Consider the following 4,022-nt stretch of genomic DNA (forward strand, 5'->3'; position numbering starts at 1 on the left):
CCTGAACCAGAAGGAGCGGGTCACCTTCCTGCTGGCCGAGCAGAACACCTCGATGGCGTTGAAGTACGCGGGCTACGGCTACATCCTCGAGAGCGGCCGGGTGGTGATGGACGGCACCGCCGCCGCCCTCGCCGGCAACGAGGACGTGAAGGAGTTCTACCTCGGCATGGGCGGCGGCGCGCGCAAGAGCTTCCGCGACGTGAAGAGCTACAAGCGCAGGAAACGGTGGCTGGCGTGAGCCCGGGATCGACATGAACGATCACTACGACGCACTCGAAACCCGCGACCCCGCCGTCCGCGAGGCCGCGCTGATGGCGGCGCTGCCGGCGCAGGTGGCGCATGCGCAGGCCCGGGCGCCGGCGTTTGCGCGCCTCCTGGCGGGCATCGATCCGCGCAGCGTGGACAGCCGGGCCGCGCTGGCGCGCCTGCCGGTCACCCGCAAGCACGAGCTGCTGGCACTGCAGCAGGCCGCGCGGGCCGCGGGCGGCGACCCGATGGGCGGCTTCGGCGCAGTCGGCTACGGCCGGGCGATGCCGCGCATCTTCGCGAGCCCCGGCACGCTGTACGAACCCGACGGCGACCGGCCCGACCACTGGCGGATGGCACGCGCCTTCTTCGCCGCCGGCTTCCGCGCCGGCGACCTGGTCCACAACAGCTTCAGCTACCACCTGGTGCCGGCCGGCGCGATGATGGAAAGCGGCGCCCACGCGCTCGGCTGCAGCGTGTTCCCCGGCGGTACCGGCCAGACCGAGCAGCAGCTGCAGGCGCTGGCCGAGCTTCGCGCGTCCGGCTATGTCGGCACGCCGAGCTTCCTGCGCATCCTGCTGGAGAAGGCCGCCGAACGCGGCACCGTCCTGCCCCACCTGCGGCGCGCGCTCGTCTCGGGCGAGGCGTTTCCGCCGTCGCTGCGCGACTGGGTCCGCGGGCGCGGCGTCGAGGCGTACCAGTGCTATGCCTCGGCCGACTTGGGCTTGATCGCGTACGAAACGGCGGCCCGCCAAGGCCTGGTGCTGGACGAAGGCGTGATCGTAGAGATCGTACGCCCCGGCACCGGCGATCCGGTCGCCGAGGGCGAGGTGGGCGAGCTGGTGGTCACCACTTTCAACCCGGCCTACCCGCTGCTGCGCTTCGGCACCGGCGACCTGTCGGCCGTCCTGCCCGGCCCCTGCCCGACCGGCCGCACCGGCACCCGCATCCGCGGCTGGATGGGCCGCGCCGACCAGACCACCAAGGTGCGCGGCATGTTCGTGCATCCGGGCCAGATCGCCGACATCGTGCGGCGCTTTCCGGAACTGGGCCGCGCCCGCTTGGTCGTGAGCGGCGAGATGGCCGACGATCGGATGCTGCTGCGCGCCGAATGCGCCGCTGCCGCCGATCGCCCGGCCCTGTCGGCCCGGCTGGGCGAGGCGATCCGCGACATCACCAAGCTGCGCGGGGACGTCGAACTGTGCGCCCCCGGCGACCTGCCCAACGACGGCAAAGTGATCGAGGACGCGCGCAGCTACCGGTGACCGATAGCTATCTTTTCAATAGCTAGGCGCGCTTGCTGCATCTGCGCGTTCGCGGCTTTTGGTGCTGAAATGCGGCGCGCCGCTCAGATCGCCCCTACGCTGCCCGTCACCGGCAGCACGATGCCGGTGATGTAGCTCGCGCACGCCGGCGCCGCCAGGAACACGTAGGCCGGGGCCAGTTCTTCCGGCTGCGCCACCCGGCCGATGTCGGTCGCCTTGCCGAACTTGCGCACGTCGGCCGGCTTCTTGTCCGCCGGGTTCAGCGGGGTCCAGACCGGGCCGGGCGCCACCGCATTGACCCGGATGCCCTTCGGCAGCAGGTTGGATGCCAGCGCCTTGGTGAAGGCATGGATCGCGCCCTTAGTCGCCGAATAGTCGAGCAGGTTCTTGCTGCCCTGCAGGCCGGTGGTCGAGCCGGTGTTGACGATGCTGCCGCCATTCGGCAGATGCGGCAGCGCCGCCTGCACCATGTGGAAGTAGCCGTGCACGTTGGTGCGCAGCGTCATGTCGAGTTGCTTCTCGCTGATGTCGGCGATGTCGTCGGCGTGCGACTGGAAGGCGGCGTTGTTGACCAGGATGTCGAGCCGGCCGAACGCCTTGACGGCCTTCTGCACCGCGCGCCGGCAGAAGGCCGCGCTGCGCACGTCGCCCGGGATCAGCACGCAGCGCCGGCCCTCGGCTTCCACGTGGCGGCGGGTTTCCTCGGCGTCGTCGTGCTCGTCGAGGTAGACGATCGCCACATCGGCGCCCTCGCGCGCGTACAGCACCGCGACCGCACGACCGATGCCCGAATCGCCTCCGGTGACGATGGCGGCCATGCCGTCGAGCTTGCCGCTGCCCAGGTAGCCGGGCGCGGTGAAGCGCGGCCGCAGTGCCATGTCACTCTCGCGGCCCGGCTTGGCCAGGCGCTTGCCCGGCAGCGGCGCCTCGGGCTGGCGGCGCGGTCCGGCCTGCAGCGGCTTCTTCTTGCCGCTATCGCTGCCGGCATCCGCGGCGTCGCGCCGAGCTTGCTGGCGCTGGATCGTGCGCTGCTGCCCGGCCGTGCGGCGCGACGACGCGGCGGCGCCGGTAAGGGAAGAAGAAGTGCGACGTCCCATGGTGCGGCCTCCTGCTGTAAACCGGCCATGCTAGGAAGACGTTGTGGGTCCGGTGTGAACACCTGTGTGATGCGGCCTGCGCGCATCCGTGACCGCCTGGAAAAACGGATAGCGCAATCATGCGCAAAAGGGCCGTTTTGCAAGGGTTTTCCAGGGGGTCGGTGGTGTCTCGCACGCGTCCCCAGTCGCTATCATCGCGCTCCCTTCTGAAAGGAAATCTCATCATGCAAAAGCTGTTCACCCTTGCTGCCGTGGCCCTGGCCGCCTTCGCCGCCACGTCCGTTCATGCCCAGGATTTCCCGGCCAAGGACCGCACCATCACCATCGTCGTGCCCTTCACCGCAGGCGGCCCGACCGACCGCGTGGCACGCGACCTCGCCGAAGCCCTGCGCAAGCCGCTGGGCGGCCCGACCATCGTCGTCGACAACACCGCCGGCGCCGGCAGCTCGATCGGCACCGCCAAGGTGGCCCGTGCCAATCCGGACGGCTACACCATCCTGCTGAACCACATCGGCATGGCCACGATGCCCGGCCTGTACCGCAAGCTGCCGTTCAACGTCGAGAACGACTTCGAATACGCCGGCATGATCAACGACGTGCCGATGACGCTGATCGGCAAGCCGACCCTGCCGGCCAACAACTACAAGGAACTGACCGGCTGGATCGACGCCAACAAGGGCAAGATCAACCTGGCCAACGCCGGCATCGGTTCCGCCTCGCACCTCTGCGGCCTGCTGTTCCAGAGCGCGATCAAGACCGAGATGACCCCGGTGCCGTACAAGGGTGCGGCGCCCGCCATCGCCGACCTGATGGGCAACCAGGTCGACCTGCTGTGCGACCAGACCACCAACACCACCCAGCAGATCGAAGGCAAGAAGGTCAAGGCCTACGGCGTGACCACCTCCAAGCGCCTGACCACCCCGGGCCTGAAGGACCTGCCGACGCTGAAGGAAGCCGGCCTGGCGAACTTCGAAGTCACCGTGTGGCACGGTCTGTACGCACCGAAGGGCACGCCCGCTCCGGTCATCAAGCGCCTGAACGACGCGCTGAAGGTCGCCCTGAAGGACCCGACCTTCATCAAGAACCAGGAAGCCCTGGGCGCCGTGATCGTCACCGACGGCCGCCTCGACCCGGCCGGCCACAAGAAGTTCGTGTCCGCTGAAATCGCGAAGTGGACCCCGATCATCAAGGCCGCCGGCGCCTACGCGGACTGATCCCCGCGCGGTCTACCGCCACAGCCGCCCGTGCCGTCCCGGCCGGGCGGCTTTTTCATGGGCGAACGCCCGGCCGATGGGGCTGTTTGCGGGTATCTCCGCTGCACCCGCCGGCGCGCGGGCACTACAACCGGAGGACCGTGCCGACCGTGCACACCGACTTCCGAGGACTCCGCGCCCCATGACCCCTGCCTTCGCTT

The 4,022-nt window shown here is 69.5% G+C and carries 3 protein-coding genes and 1 pseudogene; 3 read left to right on the forward strand and 1 reads right to left on the reverse strand.

Features of this window, described 5'->3' with window-relative positions; all coding sequences use genetic code 11:
- Both QZ500_RS06490 and QZ500_RS06495 read left to right on the forward strand, forming a co-directional pair.
- Positions 1-238, forward strand: a pseudogene (locus tag QZ500_RS06490) (ABC transporter ATP-binding protein); the annotation flags it as partial.
- A 13-nt stretch (positions 239-251) separates the two neighbouring features.
- On the forward strand, positions 252-1,511 hold the full coding sequence (locus QZ500_RS06495) for an AMP-binding protein (protein WP_295852479.1): 1,260 nt from the start codon (positions 252-254) through the stop codon (positions 1,509-1,511).
- 83 nt (positions 1,512-1,594) lie between these two features.
- Here QZ500_RS06495 and QZ500_RS06500 read toward each other — a convergent pair whose 3' ends face one another.
- Entirely contained in the window at positions 1,595-2,608 is a 1,014-nt protein-coding gene (locus tag QZ500_RS06500; protein WP_295852481.1) for an SDR family oxidoreductase, read from the reverse strand.
- A gap of 224 nt (positions 2,609-2,832) precedes the next feature.
- On the opposite strand from QZ500_RS06500, the gene QZ500_RS06505 reads away from it, so the two are divergent.
- On the forward strand, positions 2,833-3,822 hold the full coding sequence (locus QZ500_RS06505) for a tripartite tricarboxylate transporter substrate-binding protein (protein ID WP_295852484.1): 990 nt from the start codon (positions 2,833-2,835) through the stop codon (positions 3,820-3,822).
- Positions 3,823-4,022: the final 200 nt, after the last annotated feature.

The organism is uncultured Xylophilus sp. (genome assembly GCA_913776965.1).
GTDB lineage: Bacteria > Pseudomonadota > Gammaproteobacteria > Burkholderiales > Burkholderiaceae_C > Xylophilus.